At 60.5% G+C, this 22,725-nt stretch carries 18 protein-coding genes; 6 read left to right on the forward strand and 12 right to left on the reverse strand.

Annotated elements, in window-relative coordinates; translation table 11 throughout:
* Nucleotides 1–6: 6 nt before the first annotated feature.
* The 7 genes from cmk to mtnA all read right to left on the reverse strand — a co-directional run bounded on the left by cmk (nucleotide 7) and on the right by mtnA (nucleotide 10,638).
* Nucleotides 7–696 (reverse strand): (d)CMP kinase, encoded by a 690-nt coding sequence (cmk, locus tag ACYZUC_RS11450; RefSeq protein ID WP_008031791.1) that lies wholly within the window; start codon nucleotides 694–696, stop codon nucleotides 7–9.
* Nucleotides 693–2,900: a bifunctional prephenate dehydrogenase/3-phosphoshikimate 1-carboxyvinyltransferase gene (locus ACYZUC_RS11455; protein WP_461996704.1), complete on the reverse strand. Its 2,208-nt coding sequence runs from the start codon at nucleotides 2,898–2,900 to the stop codon at nucleotides 693–695. The genes cmk and ACYZUC_RS11455 overlap by 4 nt, the downstream gene beginning before the upstream one ends.
* 28 nt (nucleotides 2,901–2,928) lie before the next feature.
* Nucleotides 2,929–4,041, reverse strand: coding sequence for a histidinol-phosphate transaminase (gene hisC / locus ACYZUC_RS11460; RefSeq protein WP_008031795.1), 1,113 nt, complete (start codon nucleotides 4,039–4,041; stop codon nucleotides 2,929–2,931).
* A 10-nt stretch (nucleotides 4,042–4,051) separates the two neighbouring features.
* Nucleotides 4,052–5,146, reverse strand: coding sequence for a prephenate dehydratase (gene pheA, locus ACYZUC_RS11465; RefSeq protein ID WP_007899727.1), 1,095 nt, complete (start codon nucleotides 5,144–5,146; stop codon nucleotides 4,052–4,054).
* Nucleotides 5,146–6,231 carry a 3-phosphoserine/phosphohydroxythreonine transaminase gene (gene serC / locus ACYZUC_RS11470; RefSeq protein ID WP_008042110.1) on the reverse strand — a complete coding sequence of 362 codons (1,086 nt, stop codon included), beginning with the start codon at nucleotides 6,229–6,231 and terminating at the stop codon, nucleotides 5,146–5,148. The genes pheA and serC overlap by 1 nt, the downstream gene beginning before the upstream one ends.
* Before the next feature lie 252 nt (nucleotides 6,232–6,483).
* Complete coding sequence (gene gyrA, locus ACYZUC_RS11475; protein ID WP_461995780.1) at nucleotides 6,484–9,138, reverse strand: DNA gyrase subunit A; 2,655 nt, start codon at nucleotides 9,136–9,138, stop codon at nucleotides 6,484–6,486.
* A 423-nt stretch (nucleotides 9,139–9,561) separates the two neighbouring features.
* Complete coding sequence (gene mtnA / locus ACYZUC_RS11480) at nucleotides 9,562–10,638, reverse strand: S-methyl-5-thioribose-1-phosphate isomerase (RefSeq protein WP_461995782.1); 1,077 nt, start codon at nucleotides 10,636–10,638, stop codon at nucleotides 9,562–9,564.
* 108 nt (nucleotides 10,639–10,746) lie between these two features.
* Here mtnA and ACYZUC_RS11485 point away from each other — a divergent pair, with 108 nt between their 5' ends.
* From ACYZUC_RS11485 to ACYZUC_RS11505, 5 genes are all read left to right on the forward strand, one after another.
* Nucleotides 10,747–12,081 (forward strand): TRZ/ATZ family hydrolase, encoded by a 1,335-nt coding sequence (locus tag ACYZUC_RS11485; protein WP_461995784.1) that lies wholly within the window; start codon nucleotides 10,747–10,749, stop codon nucleotides 12,079–12,081.
* Between the two features lie 56 nt (nucleotides 12,082–12,137).
* Nucleotides 12,138–12,836, forward strand: coding sequence for a bifunctional 2-polyprenyl-6-hydroxyphenol methylase/3-demethylubiquinol 3-O-methyltransferase UbiG (gene ubiG / locus ACYZUC_RS11490; RefSeq protein WP_008031806.1), 699 nt, complete (start codon nucleotides 12,138–12,140; stop codon nucleotides 12,834–12,836).
* 4 nt (nucleotides 12,837–12,840) lie between these two features.
* Nucleotides 12,841–13,512 (forward strand): N-acetylmuramic acid 6-phosphate phosphatase MupP, encoded by a 672-nt coding sequence (mupP, locus tag ACYZUC_RS11495; protein ID WP_008031808.1) that lies wholly within the window; start codon nucleotides 12,841–12,843, stop codon nucleotides 13,510–13,512.
* 190 nt (nucleotides 13,513–13,702) lie between these two features.
* Nucleotides 13,703–14,443: a YciK family oxidoreductase gene (locus tag ACYZUC_RS11500; RefSeq protein ID WP_008031809.1), complete on the forward strand. Its 741-nt coding sequence runs from the start codon at nucleotides 13,703–13,705 to the stop codon at nucleotides 14,441–14,443.
* 377 nt (nucleotides 14,444–14,820) lie between these two features.
* Complete coding sequence (locus tag ACYZUC_RS11505) at nucleotides 14,821–15,747, forward strand: GGDEF domain-containing protein (protein ID WP_461995787.1); 927 nt, start codon at nucleotides 14,821–14,823, stop codon at nucleotides 15,745–15,747.
* A 49-nt stretch (nucleotides 15,748–15,796) separates the two neighbouring features.
* Here the strand turns inward: ACYZUC_RS11505 and ACYZUC_RS11510 are convergent, their stop codons facing one another.
* From ACYZUC_RS11510 to ACYZUC_RS11525, 4 genes are all read right to left on the reverse strand, one after another.
* Nucleotides 15,797–17,671: an MFS transporter gene (locus ACYZUC_RS11510; RefSeq protein ID WP_461995788.1), complete on the reverse strand. Its 1,875-nt coding sequence runs from the start codon at nucleotides 17,669–17,671 to the stop codon at nucleotides 15,797–15,799.
* 86 nt (nucleotides 17,672–17,757) lie between these two features.
* Nucleotides 17,758–18,906 carry a TDT family transporter gene (locus ACYZUC_RS11515; protein WP_461995790.1) on the reverse strand — a complete coding sequence of 383 codons (1,149 nt, stop codon included), beginning with the start codon at nucleotides 18,904–18,906 and terminating at the stop codon, nucleotides 17,758–17,760.
* Nucleotides 18,907–19,011: 105 nt separating this feature from the next.
* Nucleotides 19,012–19,323, reverse strand: coding sequence for a cupin domain-containing protein (locus ACYZUC_RS11520; protein WP_253402362.1), 312 nt, complete (start codon nucleotides 19,321–19,323; stop codon nucleotides 19,012–19,014).
* 34 nt (nucleotides 19,324–19,357) lie between these two features.
* Complete coding sequence (locus ACYZUC_RS11525; RefSeq protein WP_008031819.1) at nucleotides 19,358–20,257, reverse strand: LysR family transcriptional regulator; 900 nt, start codon at nucleotides 20,255–20,257, stop codon at nucleotides 19,358–19,360.
* 160 nt (nucleotides 20,258–20,417) lie between these two features.
* On the opposite strand from ACYZUC_RS11525, the gene ACYZUC_RS11530 reads away from it, so the two are divergent.
* Nucleotides 20,418–21,167: an SDR family NAD(P)-dependent oxidoreductase gene (locus ACYZUC_RS11530; RefSeq protein ID WP_223553743.1), complete on the forward strand. Its 750-nt coding sequence runs from the start codon at nucleotides 20,418–20,420 to the stop codon at nucleotides 21,165–21,167.
* A gap of 45 nt (nucleotides 21,168–21,212) precedes the next feature.
* Here the strand turns inward: ACYZUC_RS11530 and ACYZUC_RS11535 are convergent, their stop codons facing one another.
* Nucleotides 21,213–22,409 (reverse strand): MFS transporter, encoded by a 1,197-nt coding sequence (locus ACYZUC_RS11535; RefSeq protein ID WP_461995793.1) that lies wholly within the window; start codon nucleotides 22,407–22,409, stop codon nucleotides 21,213–21,215.
* Nucleotides 22,410–22,725 lie beyond the last annotated feature (316 nt).

Genomic DNA, 22,725 nt, shown 5'->3' on the forward strand with positions numbered 1-22,725 from the left:
TCTAGGTCACCCGGCGATATCGCGAATGGCGATCTCGCTCATGATGCGTTCCAGCACCTGGTCGATGGATAATTCCGTGGAATCCAGCTGTATGGCGTCAGCCGCCGGTTTGAGCGGGGCTACCGCTCGCTGGGTGTCACGCTCATCGCGTGCACGTATCTCATCTAGCAGACTCGACAGACTAACACCATCGACTTTGCCCTTCAACTGCAAGTATCGACGGCGCGCACGCTCCTCGGCACTGGCGGTGAGGAAAATCTTCAACGGTGCATCCGGAAAAACCACCGTACCCATGTCGCGACCATCGGCCACCAGGCCCGGCGCTTCCTGGAATGCACGCTGGCGCTGCAGCAGCGCCTCGCGCACTGCGGGCAATGCCGCGACCTGCGAGGCACCGGAGCCGATGCTTTCGGTGCGAATCACATCGCTGACTTCATCGCCCTCGAGAATGATGCGCTGCAACTGACCGTCGGTCGCCGCGATGAATTGCACATCCAGATGAGCGGCAAGTTTTTTCAGCAATTCTTCATTGGTGAGGTCGACGCCGTGATTGTGCGCAGCGAAGGCCAGCAACCGATAAAGCGCACCGGAATCCAGCAGGTTCCAGCCCAGACGCTTGGCCAGAATGCCAGCTACCGTGCCCTTGCCGGAGCCGCTTGGCCCATCGATGGTGATGACCGGTGCGATGTTTTTCACGACTGAGCCTCTTGTGCAACACGGATACCGACCTGCGCGCACAGCGCCAGGAAGTTCGGGAACGACGTTGCGACGTTGGCACAGTCATGGATGCGAATTGGCGCAGTGGCACGCAGCGATGCCACGCTGAAAGCCATGGCAATCCGGTGATCGCCGTGACCATGCACTTCGCCGCCGCCGATCAGGCCGCCATCAATGATGATGCCGTCCGGGGTCGGTTCGCATTTGACGCCCAGTGCCAGCAAGCCATCGGCCATGACCTGGATCCGGTCCGATTCCTTGACGCGCAATTCTTCGGCGCCACGCAGGATGGTGCGCCCTTCGGCACAGGCCGCCGCCACGAACAGCACCGGGAATTCGTCGATGGCCAATGGAACCAGCGCTTCGGGAATCTCGATACCTTTGAGTTTAGCTGCACGCACGCGCAGGTCCGCTACGGGTTCGCCGCCGACTTCACGCTGGTTTTCCAGGGTGATGTCAGCGCCCATCAGACGCAGAATGTCGATCACGCCGGTACGGGTCGGGTTGATGCCGACATGCTCGAGCACCAGTTCGGAACCTTCGGCAATGGACGCCGCCACCAGGAAGAACGCCGACGACGAAATATCGCCCGGCACTTCAATGTGGGTCGCGGTCAGCTTGTGTCCGGATTCGACCGACGCTGTAGCGCCATTGACGCTGACCGGGTAGCCGAAGCCGCGCAGCATACGCTCGGTGTGGTCGCGCGTCGGTGCAGGCTCGGTGACGGTGGTTTTGCCATCAGCGTACAGGCCGGCCAGCAGCAGGCAGGATTTAACCTGGGCACTGGCCATCGGCATGGTGTAGGTCAGGCCTTTGAGCTTGTTACCGCCACGAATGATCATCGGTGGACGACCTTCAGCGGCGGTCTCGATCACGGCGCCCATTTCACGCAGCGGATTGGCCACGCGATTCATCGGACGCTTGGACAGCGAGGCATCACCGGTCAAGGTGCTGTCGAAGTTCTGCGCGGCCAGCAGGCCGGACAGCAGACGCATCGAGGTGCCGGAGTTGCCCAGATAGATCGGGCCCGGCGCAGGCTTCAGACCATGCAGGCCGACGCCGTGGATGGTCACGCGACCGTGGTGCGGACCTTCGATCACGACACCCATGTCGCGGAAGGCCTGCAAGGTCGCCAGAGCGTCTTCGCCCTCGAGGAAGCCTTCGACTTCGGTGACGCCTTCGGCCAGGGAGCCGAGCATGATCGAACGGTGGGAAATCGATTTATCGCCCGGTACACGAATCCGCCCAGTCAGGCGGCCACCAGGTTGTCCCAGGAAAATCAGGTCGTTGGAGTTCATAGCGTCCACATAAGCCCGGCGAGCCAGGATTTTACTGAAATGTTCGCGGGCAACCCGGGCGCGCGTGAACACGCCCAACAATTGGTGCCCATCCCCTGCATCGACCGCGTCGCGCAAGGCGTCGAGGTCGCTGCGAAATGTATCAAGCGTGCGCAGGACAGCTTCGCGGTTGGCGAGGAAGATGTCGTGCCACATGACCGGGTCGCTTCCCGCGATTCTTGTGAAATCGCGGAAACCGCCGGCAGCGTAACGGAAGATCTCAAGGTTTTCATTGCGCTTGGCCAACGAATCGACCAAACCGAACGCCAGCAAGTGCGGCAAATGGCTGGTCGCCGCCAACACTTCGTCGTGACGCTCGACCTGCATGTGCTCGACATCGGCGCCCAGTTCACGCCACAACCGGTCGACCACGGCCAGCGCGGCCGGATCGGTTTGGTCCAGCGGTGTCAGAATCACTTTATGGCGACGGAACAGTTCGGCATTGGAGGCTTCCACCCCGCTCTGCTCGGAACCGGCAATCGGATGGCCCGGCACGAAACGCGACGGCATGCCGCCAAACGCCTCGGTCGCGGCGCGCACGACGTTGCCCTTGGCGCTGCCGACATCCGTCAGAATCGCTTGCCCAAGGTCCATGCAGGCCAACCGGCCGAGCATCTTTTCCATGGCCAGGATCGGTACCGCCAGCTGAATCACGTCGGCACCCTGGCAGGCAACGGCCAGGTCTTCTTCGCAGCGATCCACCACCCCCAACTCGACCGCGAGCTTGCGCGACTGCGGATCGAGATCGACACCCACAACTTCGCGGCACAGGCCGCTTTCACGCAGGCCCTTGGCAAACGAACCGCCGATCAAACCGAGACCGACCACCACCAGGCGACCGATCATAGGTTCAGCAGATTGCAGTGCAGTGACATCAACCACGAGCCAGAACCTTGGTCAGCGCCTCAAGGAAGCGGCTGTTTTCCGCCGGCAGGCCGATGGTGATGCGCAAGTGGTTCGGCATGCCATAGTTGGCCACCGGACGCACGATCACGCCTTCGCGCAGCAAGCCCTGGAAGACCGGCAAGGCAACACGGCCGAGATCGACGCAGATGAAGTTGCCTTTGGACGGAATCCAGCTCAGCCCCAGCTCGCGGAAGCCCGCTTCCAGCTGCAGCATGCCGGCTTCGTTCAGGCGACGGCTTTCAGCCAGGTACTCGGCGTCCTGCAGCGCAGCGCACGCAGCGGCCAGGGCCAGGCTGTTGACGTTGAACGGCTGACGCACACGGTTCAGCACGTCGGCGACCACCGCCGTGGACAAGCCGTAACCCACTCGCAACGCTGCCAGGCCGTAGGCCTTGGAGAAGGTGCGCGAAACCAGCAGGTTCGGGTACGCCGCCAGGAAGTCCAGGCCATCCGGCAAGTCGCTGCCTTCGGCGTATTCGATGTAGGCCTCGTCCAGCACCACCAGCACGTGCTCCGGCACATCCTGCAGGAACTCGTCCAGCGCTTCAGCGCCAAACCAGGTCCCGGTCGGGTTGTTCGGGTTGGCGATGAAGACCACACGGGTATCGGCATCGATCGCGGCCAGCATGGCCGACAGATCATGGCCCCAGTCTTTGGCCGGGATCACTTTGGCCGTCGCACCGACGGCCTGGGTGACGATCGGATAGACCGCGAACGCATGCTCGCTGAACACCGCATTCAGGCCCGGCGCCAGATAGGCACGCGCGACCAGCTCCAGGATGTCGTTGGAACCGTTGCCCAGCGTCACCTGATTCAGTTCGACGCGGCACTGATCGGCCAGCAGGGTCTTGAGCGCAAAACCGTTGCCATCCGGATAACGGGTCAGCTCGGCCAATTCTTCGCGAATGGCCGCCAAAGCCTTTGGACTGGCGCCCAACGGGTTTTCGTTGCTCGCCAGTTTGACGATGCTGGCCGGATCGATGTCCAGCTCGCGCGCCAGTTCGTCCACGGGTTTGCCCGGAACGTAAGGCGACAGTTGTTGCACGCCCGGCTGTGCCAGAGCGAGGAAGTTGCCACTCATTTGCTACCCCTTAGAGAACGGCTTTCGGGTAGGAACCCAACACTTTAAGTGCCACTGCTTCCTGACTGATCTTTTCCAGCACACCTTTTACCAGCGGATCGCGGTGGTGGCCGACGAAGTCGATGAAGAACACGTAGGTCCATTTACCGCTACGCGAAGGACGTGTCTCGATGCGTGTCAGGTCGATGCCATTGTCGTGGAACGGCACCAGCAACTCGTGAAGCGCGCCTGGCTTGTTGCTCATGGAGACGATGATCGACGTCTTGTCGTCGCCGGTTGGCGGCACTTCCTGGCTGCCGATCATCAGGAATCGCGTGGAGTTGTCCGGGCGATCCTCGATTTTCTCGGCCAGACGGGTCAGCCCGTACAAGCCTGCTGCCATGTCGCCGGCAATCGCCGCCGAGTTCCACTCACCCTTGACCCGCTTCGCCGCTTCGGCGTTGCTGGAAACCGCGACGCGCTCGACATTCGGGTAGTGTGCATCCAGCCACTTGCGGCACTGCGCCAGCGACTGGGCGTGGGAATAGATGCGGCTGATGCTGTCGGTCTTGGTGTTTTCACCGACCAACAGATGGTGGTGAATCCGCAACTCGACTTCGCCACAGATGACCATGTCGTGTTCGAGGAAGCTGTCGAGCGTGTGGTTGACCGCGCCCTCGGTGGAGTTTTCCACCGGGACCACGCCAAAGTTCACCGCACCGGCCGCCACTTCGCGGAACACTTCGTCGATGGCCGCCATCGGCTTGCTGATCACCGCGTGGCCGAAATGCTTCATGGCCGCCGCTTGAGTGAAGGTGCCTTCAGGACCGAGGTAAGCCACTTTCAGCGGCTGCTCGAGGGCCAGGCACGAAGACATGATTTCGCGGAACAACCGCGCCATTTCTTCGTTGCCCAGCGGGCCCTGATTGCGCTCCATCACACGCTTGAGCACCTGAGCTTCACGCTCAGGACGATAGAACACCGGCACTTCGCCTTCGGCCAGCGAGGCCATCTTTACTCGCGCAACTTCCTGGGCGCAGCGTGCGCGCTCACTGATCAGCTCCAGGACTTTTTCGTCCAGGGCATCAATGCGCAGGCGCAGTGCCTTGAGTTCTTGCTCAGACATTAGCCGTGTTCCTTCTCGAACTCTGCCATGTACGAAACCAGTGCGTTGACCGCAACGATATCGACGGCGTTATAGATGGAGGCGCGCATGCCGCCCACGGAACGGTGACCCTTGAGGTTCAGCAGGCCACGCTCGTCGGCACCGGCCAGGAATGGCTTGTCCAGACGATCGTCAGCCAGACGGAACGGCACGTTCATCCACGAGCGATCCGACTTGTTGATCGGGTTGCTGTACAGGCCGCTGGCATCAATGAAGTCGTACAGCGTGCGCTGTTTCACTTCGTTGAGCTTGCCGATGGCTTCGACGCCACCCTGCTCTTTCAGCCACTCGAACACCAGGCCAGACAGGTACCAGGCCAATGTTGGCGGGGTGTTGTACATCGAGCCGTTATCGGCCGCGACCTTGTAGTTGAGCATGGTCGGGCACAGGGAACGGGCGTGACCCAGCAGGTCTTCGCGAACGATGTTGACGACGATGCCGCTCGGGCCGATGTTTTTCTGGGCGCCGGCGTAGATCATGCCGAAACGCGAAACATCAATCGGGCGCGAGAGGATGTCCGAAGACATGTCGGCGACCAGCGGAACGTCACCGGTTTCCGGGACCCAGTTAAATTCCAGACCACCAATGGTTTCGTTCGGTGCGTAGTGAACGTAGGCCGCGTCTTTCGACAGCTTCCATTCGTTCTGACCTGGAATCGCGAAATAGTCGTAAGGCTTGGCGGTAGCGGCAACGTTGACGTGGCCGTAGCGCGACGCTTCTTCGATGGCTTTCTGCGACCAGATACCGGTGTCGATATAGTCGGCAGTGCCGCTTTCCGGCAGCAGGTTCAGAGGAATCTGAGCAAATTGCTGGCTGGCGCCACCTTGCAGGAACAGCACTTTATAGTTCGAGGGGATATTCAGCAGATCACGCAGATCCTGCTCGGCCTTGTTAGCGATGGACACGAACTCATCACTGCGATGGCTCATTTCCATGACCGACAGACCCTTGCCGTGCCAATCAAGGAGTTCACCCTGGGCGCGCTGCAGGACAGCTTCGGGAAGTGCCGCAGGACCGGCACAGAAGTTATAGGCTCTCTTGCTCACATCCAATCTCGCTCTGATTTGGTGGTAATCACGCAATAAATCACAACATCAATCGACACAGGGTCCCTGCCGAAGCAGAAAACCTGTGGGAGCGAGCCTGCTCGCGAATGCATCACCGCGGTGCTTCAGAGGTACCGCGGCGCCTGCATCGCGAGCAGGCTCGCTCCCACATGGGATGTCCCTGGATATCGAAATTTTCCGTTCGGACAAACAACAAGGGGGCGAATTTTCATCCGCCCCCTGTTTGTCCGCTTACTCTTGCGGTTCTTCGTCAGCGGCAGCGTCGAGTTGTTGGTCTTCAACAACGTCGTCGATCACGACTTCGCCGTCGAACACCGCACCCTCTTCGCCTTCCAGCTCTTCGCCTTCGACTTCCGACGGCTCCTGTACCCGCTCCAGACCAACCAGCGTTTCATCGCTGGCCAGTTTGATCAGGGTCACGCCCTGGGTGTTTCGACCCAGGCTGGAGACTTCGTCGACACGGGTACGAACCAACGTGCCCTGGTCGGAAATCAGCATGATTTCCTCGCCGTCGAGCACCTGAACCGCGCCAACCAGACGGCCGTTACGGTCGTTGCTGACCATGGCAATAACGCCCTGGCCGCCACGCTTGTACTCAGGGAACTCGGTGATCGCCGTACGCTTGCCGAAACCACGCGCCGAAGCGGTGAGGATCTGGCTGCCTTCTTCCGGGATCAGCATGGAAATCAGCTTCTGGCCTTCCGGCAGTCGCATACCGCGGACACCGCGAGCGGTACGGCCCATGGCACGAACGTCGGTTTCCTTGAAGCGAGTCACCTTGCCGCCGTCAGAGAACAGCATGACTTCGCGGTCGCCATCGGTAATGGCGGCAGAAATCAGTACGTCACCTTCATCCAGTTCCAGCGCGATCAGACCGACGCTGCGTTGACGGCTGAAGGATTCCAGCGGGGTCTTCTTCACGGTGCCTTTGGCAGTCGCCATGAAGATGAAGTGACCTTCGGTGTATTCCTCGACCGGCAGCATGGTGGTGATGTATTCATCACTGTCCAGCGGCAGCAGGTTGACCAGCGGACGACCACGGGCAGCGCGGGACGCTTCCGGAATTTCGTAGGTTTTCAGCCAGTAAACCTTGCCCTTGCTCGAGAACAGCAGCAGCGTGGTGTGGCTGTTGGCGACCAGCAGGTGAGCGATGTAGTCCTCGTCCTTGACGCCAGTCGCCGATTTGCCTTTACCGCCACGGCGCTGGGCCTGGTACGCAGCCAATGGCTGGGTCTTGGCGTAGCCACCGTGGGAAATGGTCACGACGCGCTCTTCTTCCGGGATCATGTCACCCAGGGTCAGGTCGAGACGGGCATCGAGGATTTCGGTGCGGCGCACGTCGCCGTATTCGGCGCGAATCACTTCCAGCTCTTCGCGGATCACTTCCATCAGGCGCGTGGCGCTGTTGAGGATGCGGATCAGCTCGCCGATCTGGTTGAGGATCTCTTGATACTCGGCCAGCAGTTTTTCGTGTTCCAGACCGGTCAGGCGGTGCAGACGCAGTTCCAGAATGGCTTGCGCCTGTTCCGGCGAGAGGAAGTACTTGCCTTCACGCAGACCGTATTGCGGATCCAGGGTCTCTGGACGGCAAGAGTCGGCACCGGCACGTTCAACCATCGCCACTACGGCGGAGGATTCCCAAGGCGTGCTGATCAGCGCTTCCTTGGCTTCCGACGGCGTTGGCGAGGCCTTGATCAGCGCGATGACCGGGTCGATGTTCGACAGGGCAACTGCCTGGCCTTCCAGAATGTGGCCACGTTCGCGCGCTTTACGCAGCTCGAACACGGTACGACGGGTAACGACTTCGCGACGGTGACGAACGAAGGCTTCCAGCAGGTCCTTGAGGTTCAGGATCCGCGGACGGCCGTCGATCAGCGCAACGATGTTGATACCGAATACTGCTTGCAGCTGGGTCTGGGCGTAGAGGTTGTTGAGGATCACCTCAGGCACTTCGCCACGACGCAGCTCGATCACAACGCGCATACCGTCCTTGTCGGACTCGTCACGCAGCTCGGTGATACCTTCGAGCTTCTTCTCTTTAACCAGCTCGGCGATCTTCTCGATCAGACGGGCCTTGTTCAGCTGGTAAGGGAGTTCGGTGATGACGATCTGCTGACGGCCACCGACCTTGTCGATGTCTTCGATCATCGAGCGGGCGCGCATGTAAATGCGGCCGCGACCGGTGCGGTAGGCTTCGATGATGCCGGCGCGACCGTTGATGATCGCGGCGGTCGGGAAGTCCGGACCGGGGATGTATTGCATCAGCTCATCGATGGTCAACTCGGGGTTGTCGATGAGCGCCAGGCAACCGTCGATGACTTCACCGAGGTTGTGCGGCGGGATGTTGGTCGCCATGCCCACGGCGATACCGCTGGAGCCGTTGACCAGCAGGTTGGGAATACGGGTCGGCATGACCGCCGGGATCATTTCGGTGCCGTCGTAGTTCGGCACCCAGTCCACGGTTTCTTTATGCAGGTCAGCCAGCAGCTCGTGCGCCAGCTTGGTCATGCGCACTTCGGTGTATCGCATGGCCGCGGCGTTGTCGCCGTCCACCGAACCGAAGTTGCCCTGACCGTCTACCAGCAGGTAGCGCAGCGAGAATGGCTGCGCCATCCGAACGATGGTGTCGTACACCGCGGTATCACCGTGCGGGTGATACTTACCGATCACGTCACCGACAACACGGGCAGATTTCTTGTACGGCTTGTTGAAGTCGTTGCCCAGCTCGCTCATCGCGAACAGCACGCGCCGGTGCACGGGCTTCAAGCCATCGCGCGCATCCGGCAGTGCCCGCCCGACAATTACGCTCATCGCGTAGTCGAGGTAGGACTGCTTCAGCTCGTCTTCGATATTGACCGGGAGGATTTCTTTGGCCAGTTCGCCCATGAGAAGCTCGATTCCTTTTTCTGGTGAAACCTCGTCACATCCATATGGGACGAACGAAGCTCGCCGCTGCAGGCTGAGTGCCATGCACCGACTTACGACAAATCAACGAGTTATGCCATGGATTTGCGCAGTAAAGACAACCCCGTGGGACTGCCTCGGAAAACGCCGGATGTTATCACAAGAGCCGCCACGCACCTATCCCCCAGATGCGCATGGAGTGTAGTTAGTTGACTGATGGCAGGCTTGAAGGGGACGAGAGGGGCTTAGAGCTTTGTTGAATACCCATTTCGGGGATGATTCGAGCTGATTTGTTGACTTTTGGGGCCTCTTCGCGGGCAAGCCTCGCTCCTACAGTGAACCGTTGTTGCCCACTGTAGGAGCGAGGCTTGCCCGCGAAGGCGCCGTATCAGGCGCCAGAGACCATCAATGCAACCGCTTGCGGCACATCAACTGCGCCATTTTCGCCGTATCCGGGCGTTCGACGATGCCTTTTTCCGTGACGATCGCGTCAATCAAGTCCGCCGGGGTGACGTCGAACACCGGATTGAACGCATCGACATCCGCCCCGACCCGCTTGCCGCCGACTTCCAGCAACTCGCGCCCGTCACGCTCTTCAATCGGAATGTCATCGCCACTGGCCAGGTTCATGTCGATGGTCGAACTCGGCGCCACCACCATGAAACGCACGCCGTGGTGCATGGCGTTGACCGCCAGTTGATACGTGCCGATCTTGTTGGCCACGTCGCCATTGGCGGTGATCCGGTCGGCGCCGACGATGACCCAGGTGATGCCTTTGGTCTTCATGATGTGAGCTGCGGCGGAGTCGGCATTGAGGGTCACGGGGATGCCTTCGTTGGCCAGCTCCCACGCCGTCAGTCGTGAACCTTGCAACCATGGACGGGTTTCGTCGGCATAAACACGCTCGACCATGCCCTCAATGAACGCCCCGCGAATGACGCCCAGCGCTGTACCAAAACCACCGGTGGCCAGTGCGCCGGTGTTGCAGTGGGTCAGGATCGTCTGGGCGTTGCCCTGGTGCTTGCGGATCAGGTCCACACCCAGCTGCGCCATGGTCAGGTTGGCTTCGCGATCACTTTCATGAATGGCAATAGCCTCCGCCTCCAGCGCCGCGAGAGGGTCGGCATCGCCCTTGATACGATCAAGGCGGTCACGCATGCGACTCAAGGCCCAGAACAGGTTCACCGCCGTTGGACGAGAATCGGCCAGCAATGCGTAATCCTCTTCCCACGCGGCCTGCCAGTCACCGCCCTCGAGAATTCGGGCGCGGGCTGAAAGCACCATGGCATAGGCGGCACTGATGCCAATCGCCGGCGCGCCGCGCACCACCATCGAACGAATAGCCTCGGCCACACCAGCCGCGCTGGTGTAGGCAATCCAGGTTTCCTCGAACGGCAAAATACGCTGATCCAGCAGGTACAGGGCGCCATCACGCCAATCGATGGCCTTCACCTTCTCCGCAGCCAACAGTCGATCGCGCATCCTTCACCCCGCACTCATGAACAAAAGCCGCCGATTATAGCGATCCCCCCGCGAAGACGCTCGGGTATACTTCGCCATCCTTTACAAAAGCACTGGAACCGACCCTCGATGCCGAACACTGCCGCTGCGCTCGACCTGTTATTGCTGCCGACCTGGCTGGTACCCGTCGAACCCGCTGGCGTTGTCCTCAAAGAGCATGGCCTGGGCATCCGCGACGGGCGCATCGTGTTTATCGGCCCGCGGTCTGTCGCGCTGAAGCTTAACGCAACCGAAGTCCGCGAACTCCCTGGCATGCTCCTCAGCCCCGGCCTGATCAATGCTCACGGGCACGCGGCGATGACGCTGTTCCGCGGCCTGGCCGATGACCTGCCGCTGATGACCTGGCTGGAAAACCACATCTGGCCCGCCGAAGCCAAATGGGTCGATGAGGCTTTTGTACGCGATGGCACCGACCTTGCCATCGCCGAACAGATAAAAGGTGGTATTACCTGCTTCTCTGACATGTATTTCTTCCCGAAGGTTGCCAGCGAACGTGTGCATAACAGCGGCATACGCGCGCAAATCGCGATTCCGATCCTCGATTTCCCGATCCCGGGCGCCGGCACGGCGGATGACGCCATTCGTCAGGGCGTCGAGCTGTTCAACGATCTTAAGCACCACGAGCGCATCAAAGTCACCTTCGGCCCCCACGCGCCCTACACGTTGGGCGATGAAACCCTGGAGAAAATCCGGGTGATCGCCGAAGAACTGGACGCGGCGATTCACATGCACGTCCACGAAACTGCGTTCGAAGTACAGCAAGCCGTCGAGCAGCGTGGCGAGCGGCCGTTGGCCCGACTGGCACGCCTGGGCTTGCTGGGGCCGCGCTTCCAGGCCGTTCACATGACACAGATCAGCGATGAAGACCTGGTGATGCTGGTAGAAAGCAACACCAATGTGATTCATTGCCCGGAGTCGAACCTGAAGCTGGCCAGCGGTTTCTGCCCGGTAGAACGTTTGTGGCAGGCTGGCGTCAATGTGGCTGTCGGCACCGACGGCGCGGCCAGCAACAACGACCTCGACCTGCTCGGCGAAACCCGCACCGCCGCGTTGTTGGCCAAAGCCGTCGCTGGTTCGGCCACCGCGCTGGACGCTCATCGCGCGCTGCGCATGGCCACGCTGAACGGCGCGCGCGCCATGGGCATCGAGGCCGACGTCGGCTCGCTGGAAGTCGGCAAAGCGGCGGACATCGTCGCGTTCGACCTCTCGGGCCTGGCGCAGCAACCGGTCTACGACCCGGTTTCGCAGCTTATATATGCCACCGGTCGCGACTGCGTGAAACACCTGTGGGTGGGCGGCAAGCAATTGCTCGACGACCGTCGCCTGACCCGTCTGGATGAAGAACAGCTGTGCGCCACCGCCAAGGCCTGGGGCCAGCGCATCAGTGGCCACACCGAATTGTAAGCACCCCGGACTCACCGCCGGGGCAACAGGATTTTTCAAGTTTTAGAGGATGAACCATGAGTAACGTCGACTACGCCGAAATCGCTAAATTCGAAGCCCTGGCCCATCGCTGGTGGGACCGCGAAAGCGAGTTCAAACCGCTGCACGACATCAACCCGCTGCGGGTCAACTGGATTGACGAACGGGTCAATCTGGCCGGCAAGAAAGTTCTCGACATCGGTTGCGGCGGCGGCATCCTCAGCGAAGCCATGGCGCAACGCGGTGCGACCGTGATGGGCATCGACATGGGCGAAGCGCCGCTGGCCGTCGCTCAACTGCACCAGCTTGAGTCGGGCGTGAACGTCGAATACCGGCAGATCACCGCCGAGGCCCTGGCTGAAGAAATGCCGGAACAGTTCGACGTGGTCACGTGCCTGGAAATGCTTGAGCACGTACCGGATCCCTCCTCGGTGATCCGCGCCTGCTTCAAAATGGTCAAGCCGGGCGGCCAGGTGTTCCTCTCCACGATCAACCGCAACCCGAAGGCGTATCTGTTCGCCATCGTCGGCGCCGAATACATCATGAAGCTGCTGCCGCGCGGCACGCATGACTTCAAGAAATTCATCCGCCCTTCCGAGCTGGGTGCCTGGAGCCGCATGGCGGGCCTGACCGTCAAGGACATCATCGGCCTGACGTACAACCCGCTGACCAAGCACTACAAACTGGCGGCCGACGTGGACGTCAACTACATGATCCAGACCCTGCGCGAGGAATAAGCCGATGCGTATCAGAGCAGTCCTTTTCGACATGGACGGCACGCTGCTCGACACCGCGCCGGACTTCATTGCGATCTGTCAGGCAATGCGTGCCGACCGCGGCTTGCCGCCGATGAACGACAAGCACATCCGCGACGAGATCTCCGGCGGCGCCAAGGCGATGGTCGCGGTGACGTTCAGCATGGACCCGGAATCGCCAGGCTTTGAAGAGCTGCGCCTGGAGTTCCTGGAGCGCTACCTCGTGGGCTGCGCGGTGCACAGCAAGCTGTTCGACGGCATGGGCGAGTTGCTGGCCGACATCGAAAAAGCCAACCTGATCTGGGGCGTGGTCACCAACAAGCCTCTGCGGTTTGCCGAGCCGATCATGCAGCAGCTCGGGCTGGCCGAGCGTTCGGCGCTACTGATTTGCCCGGATCACGTGAAGAACAGCAAACCGGACCCGGAGCCGTTGATCCTGGCGTGCAAGATGCTCGACCTTGATCCGGCCAGCGTGCTGTTTGTAGGTGATGACCTGCGCGATATCGAATCCGGTCGTGACGCCGGCACCAAGACCGCCGCCGTGACCTTTGGCTACATTCACCCGGACGACAACCCGCGGCATTGGGGTGCGGATGTGGTGGTCGATCATCCGCTGGAGTTGCGCAAGGTTTTGGATAGCGCCCTCTGTAGCTGCTGACCCGCCTTTGTAGGAGCCGGCTTGCCGGCGATGGCGATTTTGAAATCGCCAAGCTGAAACGCCTTTGTAGGAGCCGGCTTGCTGGCGATGGCGTTTCCAGTATCGCCATCGCCAGCAAGCCGGCTCCTACAAAAGCAGGTCCGGTGGATCGCGTCTCTACGCGCACGTTCCGATTTTTTGAGGTTTCTTTATGTTTGATTATTCCGCCCGCCCTGAATTGCTCAAGGACCGGGTCATCCTGGTCACCGGCGCTGGTCGTGGTATCGGCGCTGCCGCCGCGAAAACCTACGCCGCCCACGGCGCCACCGTGCTGTTGCTGGGCAAGACCGAAGCCAACCTGACTCAGGTCTACGACGAAATCGAAGCCGCCGGTCATCCACAACCGGCGGTGATCCCGTTCAACCTGGAAACCGCCCTGCCCCATCAATACGATGAGTTGGCGGCGATGATCGAAACCGAGTTCGGCCACCTCGACGGCTTGCTGCACAACGCCTCGATCATTGGTCCGCGCACACCGATCGAACAGCTCTCCGGCGAGAACTTCATGCGTGTCATGCAAGTCAACGTCAACGCGATGTTCATGCTCACCAGCACCCTGCTGCCGCTGCTCAAACTGTCGCAGGACGCTTCGGTGGTGTTCACTTCCAGCAGCGTCGGCCGCAAGGGTCGTGCGTATTGGGGCGCTTATGGCGTCTCCAAGTTCGCCACCGAAGGCCTGATGCAAACCCTGGCCGACGAAGTCGACACCGTCGCACCGGTGCGTTCTAACAGCATCAACCCCGGCGCCACCCGCACCAGCATGCGCGCCCAGGCTTACCCTGGTGAAAACCCGCTGAACAACCCGACACCCGAAGAGATCATGCCGGTCTATCTCTACCTGATGGGCCCGGACAGCACCGGCATCAACGGCCAGGCATTCAACGCGCAGTAACACCGTGCGTCGCTTTTGTGCCGTGGCGAATTTCCGTCACGGCACTCAATAAGCGTCGCAACTGCACCTGTTTTTAGTCAAAGAAATGTCATGAAATGGGCTGCAAAAAGCCGAAAAATCCTTCAATACATTGATTTGTAACAACTTTTATTCAAATGAACCGAATGGCATGACTTTCGCTCTATATCTGCTCAGACACGCCGAGTGAGTGAAAGCAGTCGGGCAGACCTTCGGGTCGATAGGTTACTAATCTTCAGCAAAGCAGATTAGACTTGCGCCAAATGTCCTACGGGACTGATGGACCAGTATGACGCGCAGCCCAAAGCCGCTCTCACCCAGCCTGTAAGACAGCCTTACTGCTTAGGGGTGCACGCCATATGAAATCACCTTCCCAGACCAACGCAATTGACTTCGATAGCGCCAAATTGCAACGCCTGGGCTTTGGTCAGCAGCCCCCTCTTCTGGAGAGGCCGGTCAGCCTTGCGCAATTGCGCCAGCAACTGAGTTTGCAGCTGCAAACCAGCCTTGAGCCGCAACGCATTCTTGGGCTCTTCTACCGTGAAATTCAGCAACTCGTACCGCTCGACGCCTTGAGCTACCAGCACAAGGCCAGCGACTTGCGCCTGGAATACGGCCAGCGCGGCCACCACTCGATCAGCTATAGCCTCAGCCATGAGGGCGAGCACCTGGGTGAACTGGTGTTCCGCCGCAATCAGCGTTTCAGCGAGCAGGAACTGGGCAACCTCGAGTCTTCGTTGTCTGCGCTGATGTATCCGATGCGTAATGCCCTGCTCTACCGCGCCGCCACCCAAAGCGCCCTGCGCGACCCGCTTACGGACACCGGCAACCGCATTGCCATGGACCAGACGCTGCAACGGGAAATCGACATGTCGCGTCGGCATCTGCAGCCCTTGTCGTTGTTGATGCTGGACATCGATCATTTCAAACAAATCAACGACACCCATGGCCACAGCGCTGGCGATGACGTGCTCAAGGGGGTCGCCGCTTCGATCAAAAGCCAGCTGCGCAACGTGGACATGGTGTTCCGCTTTGGTGGCGAGGAGTTTTTGATTCTGCTGTCCAACACCGGCCGGGAAGCCGCCGCCATGGTCGGCGAGCGCCTGCGATTCGCGGCGCAAGCCAAGGAGTTTTCGGCCGATGGCAACCTGATCGAGCTGACCGTCAGCCTCGGTTGTTCGACCCTGTTGCCCGGCGAATCAGCCGAGAGCCTGCTGCGTCGGGCCGACAGCGCGCTTTATGTGGCCAAGCGCGAAGGACGCAACCGCTTGGCGATGGCGGGCTGAACACCCGCCAGCGCGGGCTCGCGGCAATAACGGCCCGCATCGACAGGGATCAGCGGACAGCGCCGCGCAATGCACCGACCATCCCTTGCAGCTTCGCCGGCTCCGCCGCTTCTACCGCCACCGCCGGCCCCGCCACCAGGGTCACCCGCGACCACAACCGACGGAACAGGCCCTTGTCGGGATCGCGACTGAAGAAACTCCCCCACAACCCCTGCAATGCCAATGGAATCACCGGCACCGGCGTCTCTTCGAGGATCCGCGTCAACCCGCCCTTGAACTCGTTGATCTCGCCATCGGCGGTCAACTTTCCTTCAGGGAAGATGCACACCAGCTCACCGTCCTTCAGATATTGAGCAATGCGTGTGAAGGCCCTTTCGTAAATCTGAATGTCTTCCTGACGTCCTGCGATCGGAATTGTCCCGGCCGTGCGGAAGATAAAGTTCAGCACCGGCAGGTTGTAGATCTTGTAATACATCACAAAGCGAATCGGCCGACGCACCGCGCCGCCAATCAGCAGCGCATCGACGAAAGACACGTGGTTGCACACCAGCAACGCCGCGCCTTCATCCGGAATCAGCTCCAGATTGCGATGCTCCACGCGGTACATGGAATGGCTGAGCAGCCAGATCATGAAACGCATGCTGAACTCGGGGACGATCTTGAAGATGTAGGCGTTGACGCCGATGTTCAGCAGCGACACCACCAGGAACAGGTGCGGGATCGACAGCTTGACCAGGCTCAGCAACACGATCGAGACAATCGCCGAGACCACCATGAACAGCGCGTTGAGAATATTGTTGGCGGCAATCACCCGCGCCCGCTCGTTCTCCGGGGTGCGCGACTGAATCAGCGCGTACAGCGGCACGATGTAGAAACCACCGAAAACCCCGAGACCAAGAATGTCGATCAATACCAGCCAGGTGTGGCCAAAGCCGAGGATTTCGATCCAGCCATGGCCGTCGACACTTTCGGGAATCCCGCCGGAATGCCACCACAGCAGCAAACCGAACACCGTCAGGCCAAACGAGCCGAACGGCACCAGACCGATCTCGACTTTGCGTCCGGACAGTTTTTCGCAGAGCAGCGAGCCGAGTGCGATACCGACCGAGAACACGGTAAGAATCAGCGTCACCACGGTTTCGTCGCCGTGCATCCATTCCTTGGCGTACGCCGGGATTTGCGTCAGGTAAATCGCCCCGACAAACCAGAACCACGAGTTGCCGACAATCGAGCGCGACACCGCCGGTGTTTGTCCCAGGCCCAGTTTCAAGGTGGCCCAGGATTGGCTGAAGATGTTCCAGTTCAGGCGCATTTCCGGCGATGAGGCCGCCGCCCGCGGAATGCTTCGACTGGCCAGGTAACCGAGCACCGCAATACCGACGATCGCCGTGGACACGATGGGCGCGTAATGCGCGGAGGACATCATGATCCCGGCGCCGATGGTCCCGGCGAGGATCGCCAGGAAGGTGCCCATTTCCACCAGGCCGTTGCCGCCCACCAGTTCGTCTTCGTGCAAGGTCTGGGGCAGGATCGAGTATTTCACCGGCCCGAACAGCGCCGAGTGCGTGCCCATGGCAAACAGCGCCAGCAGCATCAGCGACAGGTGATCGAAGACAAACCCCACGGCGCCGACCGCCATGATGGCGATTTCCCCAAGCTTGATCAGACGGATCAGCGCGTCCTTGGCGAACTTCTCGCCAAATTGCCCGGCCAGCGCCGAAAACAGAAAGAACGGCAGAATAAACAGCAACGCACACAAATTGACCCAGATCGAACGATCACCCTCGATGGTCAACTTGTACAGAATGGCGAGGATCAACGATTGCTTGAAGACGTTGTCGTTGAACGCCCCGAGGGACTGGGTCACGAAAAACGGCAGGAAGCGCCGGGTGCGAAGCAAGGTGAACTGTGAGGGGTGACTCATCTTCCGTGTGCCCTGATGTTGTTAGAGAGTGGCGTGGATACTGTGATTGGAATGCCGCACGTCGATCCAGGCCACACATTACCCGGTTATTTGTTTAAACCTGCAATGCACGGCGAGACAAACAACTCGCCCCGCCACGCGCCTTGTACCGTGCGTTTGGCAACGATCAGCCACATCACCGCCAGCAACGCCACCAGCACACAGCCAAAGGCATTGAAAAACGCCAGGTTCAACGTGCTTCCCAGTTTCAACGTTGCCAGAGAATAGACGCCCAGCGGAAAGGTGAAGCCCCACCAGCCGAGGTTGAATGGAATCCCGGCGCGCAGGTAACGCCCGGTGATCAGCAGCGCAATCAGCATCCACCACAAACCGAAGCCCCACAGCGTGATCCCCGCCACCAGCCCCAGCCCCGCCGCAATTTCACCCAGGCCGGCAAACCCGTTGGCGGCGAAGATGGCCGGCGCATCAGCGCCCAGCAGCAACATGCCCAGCGCCCCGGTGCCAATCGGGCCGAGCGCCAGCCAGCTCGACGCTGCCATGTTTTCGTGGGGCAGTTTGTGCAGCGCCATGCGCAGCATGAGAATTGTCAGAATGCTGAACGCCACCGGCAGGGAAAATGCCCAGAGCACGTAGCTCGTCACCAACACCACCAGTTGCCCATGGGCCTCGGCCAAATGCGGCGCCAGCAACCCGCCACTGGCGGCCGCCACTTCCGCCGCCACCACTGGCAACAGCCAAACGGCGGTCATCTGATCGATGCTGTGTTCCTGGCGGGTGAACATCATGTAGGGAATCAGCACACCGCAGGCCAGCGACATCGCCACGTCCAGCCACCACAGCAGCGCAGCCACATGGACGACACCCTCGCCCCAGCGCGGCAGGCCAAACAGCAGGAAACCATTGATGATGGTCGCCAACCCCATGGGAATCGTGCCGAAGAACATCGAAACCGTGGAGTGCCCGAAAATCCGCCGGGCCTCATCGAAGAACAGCACCCAGCGCGCCGCGTACAGCGCCGCGAACAAGATGAACAGACCGATATTGAACAGCCAAAGGGCTTCGGCGATCGCATGCAGACCCGGCGTCGCGCCAGGCAACTGGGCCAAGGCCAGCGCCAGAACGCCCGTGCCCATGGTCGCGGCGAACCAGTTCGGGGTGAACTGGCGGATGACCTCGCGCGGGTGCTGCAAGTGACTGAAAGGTTTGAAAACGGGGGTGGCGTTGGGGCATGTCATAGCGAACTCCTGTCCTCTGTTGAGGTGGAATTCAGGGTAGGCCCAAATCGAATATCTATATAACGGGTAATATCTCTAACTGTTATCTATTTTTTAGATATAGCATCAAACGCTGCCTTCCGATTCGATCACCAATATCCTCGCCACCCCCAGCGGATGCGCCACATGCTCGGTGCCCACCGAGGCATAAAAGATATCGCCGACAGCCAACATTACCGCTTTCTCCTGGCCTGCTTCGCGATAGCGCATCTGCACCTGGCCATCGAGCACAACGAACACTTCCTCGCCATCATTCACATGCCACTTGTATGGCTGATCGGTCCAGTGCAGACGTGTGGTGATGCCGTTCATGTTGGCGATGTCCAGCGCTCCCCAGGCACGGTCAGCGGTGAAGGAATGGCTGCGGATGATCTTCATGGGCGGTCCGTCGAAAGAAATGGCGGTGCCAAGGCTAACCCAAACCGGCGAACAGCTGCGCCAGCCAATCGATGAATACCCGAACCCGGTTACTCAGGTGCCGGTTAGGCGGGTACAACACGTGAAACGGGTACCGGGGTGGACGCCAGTCCTGAAGAATCGGCACCAGCTCGCCACGCTCGATGTGCGGTTGCACGGTGTAAGTGAACGTGTGGATCACCCCAAGACCCGCCAGCCCCGAGGCCAGATGGGCGTTGCTCTCGTTGACACTGAATGCTCCCTGCCCCCGAATCTCGAACTTTTCACCGTTGCGCTCGAATCGCGCCGGCATTACCCGCCCGGTACGCGCCGAGTGATAACTGACGATGCGGTGATTTTTCTCCAGGTCTCGCGGGTCGGTCGGGGTGCCAAAACGTTCGAGATAGCCCGGGGTGGCGCAGGTGGTCCATGACGACAGGCCCAGGGGTCGCGCAGCCATGGAGAGTTCGGTCAATGGCCCGCCGCGAATCACGCAATCGACGTTTTCGCTGATCAGGTCCACGGGCCGATCGCTGACACCCAACTCGACCTGGATGTCCGGGTATCGGGCATAGAAATCCGGCAATGCGGGGATGATCAGGATCGTCGCCACCGAGCCGCCGACATCGACGCGAATCCTGCCGCGCGGGTGGCCCTGGGCACTGGCGAAACTGTTGTCCAGATCGTCCAGCTCCACCATCAACTGCAAGGCGCGCTCGTAGTAAGCCATGCCATCCGCCGTCACCGTCAGCCGGCGCGTGGTGCGCTGTAACAGCCGCGCACCGAGGTGTTCTTCAAGCTCGGCCACCAGTTTGCTGACCGAGGTTTTTGGCATGTTCAGCGAGTCGGCGGCCCTGGTAAACGAACCGGCCTGCACGACGCGGGAGAAAACACGCATGGCCAACAGTTGATTCATGACAGACATCTCAAGGGACGAGCCTTGAGTATTGTCCACAACCATGTACAAACAAACCCGATTCAGGCGATTTTTCCGATGAATCTTCCGGCATAGAGTTTGTTCAACGGCGCACGACAGTGCCAGGAACTTCCTTAACGATTCAGCGGAGATTCACCTCATGAGCAACACACTCAAAGGCAAGGTTGCACTGATCACTGGCGGCACCACCGGCATCGGCCTGGCATCGGCTCAAGCGTTCGTCGACCAAGGCGCCACGGTGTTCATCACCGGTCGCCGCCAAGCCGAACTGGATGCGGCGGTCAGCAGCATCGGTCACAACGTCACCGGGATTCAGGGCGACGTCGCGAACCTTGCCGACCTGGACCGCATCTTCGACGTGATCAGGACCAAGGCCGGTACTCTGGACATCGTCTTTGCCAATGCGGGCGGTGGCGACATGTTGCCCCTCGGCGCGATTACCGAGGAACACTTCGACCGGATTTTCGGCGTCAACGTCAAAGGCCTGCTGTTCACCGTGCAGAAATCACTGCCGCTGCTCAAGGACGGCGGTTCGGTGATTCTCACCGCGTCCACGACCGCCACCAAAGGCACGGAAAACTTCAGCGTCTACAGCGCCAGCAAAGCCGCCGTGCGCAACTTTGCCCGCTCCTGGTTGCTGGATTTGAAAGCGCGCAGGATTCGCGTCAATGTCATCAGCCCCGGCCCGATTCACACGCCAGGCCTGACTGAACTTGCGCCAGCAGATCAGCAGCAGGGGTTGCTGGATTACCTCGCCAGCCAGGTGCCGATTGGCCGTCTTGGAACGCCATCGGAGGTTGGCAAAGCCGCGGTGTTCCTCGCGTCGGATGACAGCAGCTTCATCAATGGGATCGAGCTGTTCGTCGATGGCGGATTTGCGCAGATTTGATCGCTGCACACAAAAACGCGGCGCCTTGAACGGCGCCGCGTTTTTTTATGGATGACCGGTCGCGCTGCACACTTCGGCAGACCGCGGCCGCATCAACGCCAGCAACGCACCGACAGACAGGACGATCAGCACGGCACCATAACCATCGGTGGTCGCCACCAGGCCAAACGTGCGCGTCAGATTCCCCGCCAGCAACGACGGCAAGCAGAACGCCAGGTAACTGAGCACGTAATACGCCGACATCAACCCGGCCCGTTCATGGGGCTGCGCCAGCGGAACCAGACTGCGCACCGCACCGAGGAAACCGGCGCCGAATCCGCAACCAGCCACCAGCGTGCCGAGGAAAAACAATGCCAGGCTGGCGCTGTGCACGCCCAGCAACAGCAACACGACGCCGATGGGCAGTAACGTGCCGCCCAGCAACAGCCCCTTGGCGGCGGGCCGGTTGCGCAGGGTGAAGATCATCAGCGCGCCGGTCAGCGTCAATGCGGCGACTGCCGCTCCCCCCATCAGGTTCGAGGTGGAACCGGTGGCCGTGCGCAGCAACGAAGGGCCGAGCGAGGCATAAAAACCGCCGAGTGCCCAGGTCGCAATATTCAGCGGCAACACTCGCCACAAGGTCGAGCGAGCCTGGGTCGGCACATGCAGGGTCGGCCGCAGCGAGGCCCATGCCCCCGGTTGCGAACTGACGCTTTCCGGCAGGCGCCAGACATACAGCGCCTGCATCACAAACAGCGCGAACAACACCCAATAAGTGAGCTGCAACGGCAGCGGCGCAAACTCGGCCAGCAAGCCGCATCCCACGGCGCCAACCGCCATGCCGAGCAGCGGCGCGACACTGTTGATCAGCGGCCCCTGCTGGCGATCGGTGTCCAGCAGCGCGGCGCTCAATACGGCGGTGGCCATCCCTGTCGCGAACCCCTGAAGCACCCGCGCGCCGATCAACCACGCCACACTGTCGGCATTGATAAACAGCAGCATCGCCAGCACGTTCAGCAGGACGGCGCTGAAAATGACCGGCTTGCGCCCCAGATAGTCCGAGAGCGAACCGACCGTCAGCAGCGCCACCAGCAGACTGATGGCGTAGATGCCGAAGATAACGGTCAGCGTCGCTGCCGAGAAATGCAGCTGTTCCTGATACAAGTGGTACAACGGCGTCGGCGCCGTGGAAGCGGCGAGAAAACTCAGTAAAGTGATCGCCAGAAACCACAGGGTTGAACGGTTTGAAACAGAACTCGACATGCACACACTCCGCAAAAGCTAACTTTTTGCTTTTGCGGAGTGTGCTACTCGTCTGCGCTTAAAGCAAACTCTTTGTGTTAAGGTCCTCTCCATGGCTATTAGGGACCTGTCATCACTTATTTCCTGCGTCGCGTTGCCGCCTGAAAGCGGGCCAGACAAGGCGCAGTCCGTAGGTAATGTCGTTTCCTTGCCAAGGACTGCAACGCAGTATGGCCCGCTTTCAGGCGGCAACCCGGAGGGCCGGGCCTGCTGTTGCGCAGGCCTGCGTTGCTCGTCGTTCATTTGGAAAAACCAAACCACACTCCTCGCGCCTTGG

Source organism: Pseudomonas sp. GT1P32, from assembly GCF_054897805.1.